This window comes from Mesorhizobium sp. M0293 (assembly GCF_040321735.1).
Classification (GTDB): domain Bacteria; phylum Pseudomonadota; class Alphaproteobacteria; order Rhizobiales; family Rhizobiaceae; genus Mesorhizobium.
The window spans coordinates 1-4153 of the sequence record NZ_JAMYSA010000224.1 but is presented as its reverse complement, the minus strand read 5'-3'; the positions used below and the strand labels follow the sequence as shown (position 1 = coordinate 4153).

The window sequence follows — 4153 nt, the reverse complement described above, 5'->3', positions numbered from 1 at the left end:
CAACCCACTGATTAGCGGCGCCCGGGTCATGGGTTAAAACCCCACCGTGCGTCAACTCCCCCCGGTGTTAAACATCAAAACGCCCGTCGCTTCCGCACGCGACGCGCTTGGGCATTTTGGTGTTGAGGGTGGTCCATGGCTGAAGTGATTGATGGTAAGAGCGTTGCCGAAGACGTGGTGCGGACGGTCAAGATCCTGACGGCCGAACTTGTCGCCAAAGGCAAGGCCAAGCCCGGTCTTGCCGTGGTCATCGTCGGCGAGGATCCGGCCAGCCAGGTCTATGTCGCTTCCAAATCGCGCACCGCCAAGGAATGCGGCTTTCATTCCGTCCAGCACACGCTGCCGGCCGAAACCTCCGAACCGGCATTGCTGAAGATCATCGGCGACCTCAACGCCGATCCGGCCATCAACGGCATCCTGGTGCAGCTTCCGCTGCCTGCCCATATCGACGCCGGCAAGATCATCCAGACCATCGCGCCGGAAAAGGATGTCGACGGCTTCCATTTCATCAATGTCGGCAAGCTCGGCACCGGTGAACTCGAGACTGCCTTCGTGCCCTGTACACCGGCCGGCTCGATGCTTTTGATCGAGCGTGTGCGCGGCAAGGATTTGTCCGGCCTCAATGCCGTCGTCGTCGGTCGCTCCAACATCGTCGGCAAGCCGATGGCCAATCTCCTGCTCGCCGCCAATTGCACCGTCACCATCGCCCACAGCCGTACCAAGGACCTGCCGGCACTTGCCCGCACCGCCGACATTCTGGTCGCGGCCGTCGGCCGGCCGGAGATGATCAGGGGCGATTGGGTGAAGCCAGGTGCCACCGTCGTCGATGTCGGCATCAACCGCATTCCCGCACCCGAGAAGGGTGAGGGCAAGTCGCGCCTCGTCGGCGATGTCGCCTATGCCGAGGCGGCCAAGGCCGCCGGCGCCATCACGCCGGTGCCCGGCGGCGTCGGGCCGATGACCATTGCCATGCTGATGGCCAATACGTTAGCCTCGGCCTACCTTGCGGCCGGATTGAAACGGCCGTCCTTCTGACCCGCCAGAAAGCCGCAGCTTTGCCGAACCCCAGTGTTCCCTCAGAACGGCCGGTCATGACTGATCCCGTTCAAGGCGGCCGGCAGTTCGCTTTCCTGCTGGTAGACAAGTTCTCCATGTTCTCGCTGGCCGCGGCGATCGATACGTTCCGGTCGGCGAACCGGTTGCTCGGCCGCGACTTCTACGGCTGGACCACGGTGTCTGCCGACGGCGATCCGGTGATGGCCTCCAATGGCCTGCCGCTCAAGATCGACTACGCCGTTGCCGACCTGCCGCCGGTCGATATCCTCTTCGTCTCGGTCGGCTTGACGACCGAATTTCCCGGCAAGAGCAAGGTGCTGGCGGCTTTGCGCAGCTGGGGCCGGCGCGGCAATGCGCTCGGTGCCTTGTCGGTCGGCTCCTACCTGCTGGCCGAGGCCGGCCAGCTCGAAGGCTACCGCTGCACCATCCATTGGGAGAACCGCGCCGGCTTCGTCGAACGCTTCCCCGACATCAACTGCACGGGCAATGTCTTCGAGATCGATCGCAAGCGCTACACCTGCGCCGGCGGCACCACCTCGATCGACCTGATGCTGGAGATCGTGCGCGGCGATTTCGGCTCGAATCTCGCCAATGGCGTCGCCAACCAGTTCCAGCACGAACGCATCCGCTCGGCCGGAGACCGCCAGCGCGTCGGCCCGGAACGCGACCTGACCGGCAAGTCGGAGAAGCTCAGGCGCATCGTCGAACTGATGGCCGACCACCTCGACGAACCGCTGTCGGCGGTGCAGCTGGCCAAATCCGCCGGCCTGTCGGTGCGCCAGGTCGAGCGCCTATTCCTGCGCCATCTCAGCGTCACGCCCGGCCGCTACTACATGCGGCTGCGGCTGGAGCGGGCGCGCGAACTGCTGCGCCAGACCAACATGCCGATCCTCGACGTGGCGATCGCGACCGGCTTCACCTCGCATTCCTATTTCGCCCAGAGCTACCGGCTGCAATTCGGCAGGCCGCCCTCGGAAGAGCGCCGCACGACCTACTAAATCTCGCTTCCGCTGAAAAGTTCGGCATTCGGCCCGGCGCCGACACGTAGGCTGAAGGGTGCATCAAACGAAAAACCCGCCTGAGCGGCGGGTCACTGGCGCAAATCAGCACCATGGACAAATATCTACCATAGCTGAGGGCGCTGAGTCAAGATAAAATTCCTATCGTGAAAGACTCCCGGCACTGCCGACACCGCCGAACGTCAGATCTTTTGTTAAGCTGAGTTCGGAGCCCTACGCACCGGCACCGACTTGTGTCCCGGCGCCGCGTCAAATAGCTTGCCGCCCGGATCAGGGGCGGATTGAGGAGATTTCGATGGCGGGACTTGCACGGGGCGTCGCTGCGGCGATCCTCCTTTTGTCGATGACGACGTTCGGCTTCGCCGCAAACAAGGTCATCGTCATCCTCGACGCCTCCGGCTCGATGTGGGCGCAGATCGACGGCAAGCCCAAGCTCGAAATCGCCCGCGAGTCGCTGCGAACCGTGCTTCAATCGGTCCCCACCGATGACGAGATCGGCTTCATGGCCTATGGCCATCGCGAGAAGGGCAGCTGCGAGGATATCCAGCTGATCGTGCCGCCACAGGCAGGTTCGGCAAGTGCCATCTCGGCCGCCGCCGACAGCCTGAAATTCCTCGGCAAGACGCCGCTGACCTCTGCCGTCAAGCAAGCAGCCGAGGCGTTGAAATACACCGAGGACAAGGCGACCGTCGTGCTCATCACCGACGGTCTCGAAACATGCGGTGGCGACCCTTGCGCGCTTGGCAAGGAGCTTGAGGCATCCGGCGTCGACTTCACCGCCGATGTCGTTGGCTTCGGCCTCACCGCCGACGAAGGCAAGCAGATCGCCTGCCTCGCCGACAACACCGGCGGCAAATACATCCAGGCTTCCGACGAGAAGGCGCTGCAGGAGGCGCTTGTCGAGACCGTGGCGGCACCCGCTCCAGAACCGGCTCCCGCTCCGGCGCCTGCGCCCGCACCGGAGCCGGCGAAACCGGAATTCAATTTTCAGCCGACAGTGGTGATGGCCGAAGGTAGCGAGCCGATCACCGACGGCAACGCCTGGGAGATCTACAAGGCAAGCGCCGACGGCTCGCGGGGCGATTCCGTCACCACCGAATATGGCACCTACAACGGCAATCTCGAACCGGGCGACTATATCGTCGTCGCACGCGACGACGAGGCCAAGGTGGAACAGAAATTCAAGATCGAGGCAGGCCAGGTCTACAAGCCGCTGTTCACCTTGAACGCGGGCACCATGCTCATTCATCCGCGGCCGAGCCAGGGCGCCGACATCAGTGATGCGGCCAGCCTCAATTTCGCTTATCCGGGTGGCAGCACCACCCACTATGGCGACACCAAAATCATCGTGCCGGCGGGCGAACAGAAGGTCACGGTCCAGATCGGCGCCGGCAGCGTCACCGAAACCATCCAGCTCGCCGCCGGGCAGAAGATCGAGAAGGACGTCATCGTTGGCGTCGGCCATATCGTGCTCAACGCCTTCTATGTCGCAGGCGGCGACAAGGCCGACAGTTCCGGCCTCGGCTTCGAGATCGTCAAGGCGAAGAAGAAAATCGATGGCACGCGTGACAGTGTCGAGCATTCCTATGGACCGGACAGCAAGTTCTGGCTGCCGCCGGACTACTATGTCGCGCTGACCACGCTTGACCTGGCGGTCGTCGAGCAGCCGTTCAGCGTCAAGGTCGGTGATGTCATGGACATCAAGGTGCCGCTCGATGCCGGCGTTCTGGCCATGTCGGCCCCCGGTGCCTACTCGATCGAGATCCTGTCGCCGAAAAAGGACATAGAGGGCAAGCGAAAGGCGCTTGGCCTGAACTATGGCGATACCTGGCAGCAGACCGTTCCGGCCGGCGACTATGTGGTCGTCCGCCACATGTCCGATGCAGGCCATGACAAGGAAATGCCGGTGACGGTCAAGGCCGGCGAACGGAGCGAAATCACCGTTACGCCGTGACAGCCATTTGACTGGTAGCAAAAAGGGCGGCCAAGAGCCTAATGCGGTTCACTTAAGAACCTTAACGATCTTGAATTGGTAGCGTTGGGGCGGTTTTTTAACGACACGGGGGCATGTTCGCCCC

General features: G+C 62.9%; 3 protein-coding genes. All 3 read left to right on the top strand.

What is annotated here, in order from left to right:
- Positions 1-135 precede the first annotated feature (135 nt).
- The 3 genes from folD to NKJ06_RS34705 all read left to right on the top strand — a co-directional run bounded on the left by folD (position 136) and on the right by NKJ06_RS34705 (position 4029).
- On the top strand, positions 136-1035 hold the full coding sequence (gene folD / locus NKJ06_RS34715; RefSeq protein ID WP_352812423.1) for a bifunctional methylenetetrahydrofolate dehydrogenase/methenyltetrahydrofolate cyclohydrolase FolD: 900 nt from the start codon (positions 136-138) through the stop codon (positions 1033-1035).
- A 56-nt stretch (positions 1036-1091) separates the two neighbouring features.
- Positions 1092-2054: a GlxA family transcriptional regulator gene (locus NKJ06_RS34710; protein ID WP_013530232.1), complete on the top strand. Its 963-nt coding sequence runs from the start codon at positions 1092-1094 to the stop codon at positions 2052-2054.
- 316 nt (positions 2055-2370) lie between these two features.
- Positions 2371-4029, top strand: a complete 1659-nt coding sequence (locus NKJ06_RS34705) for a vWA domain-containing protein (protein ID WP_352629658.1) — start codon at positions 2371-2373, stop codon at positions 4027-4029.
- Positions 4030-4153: the final 124 nt, after the last annotated feature.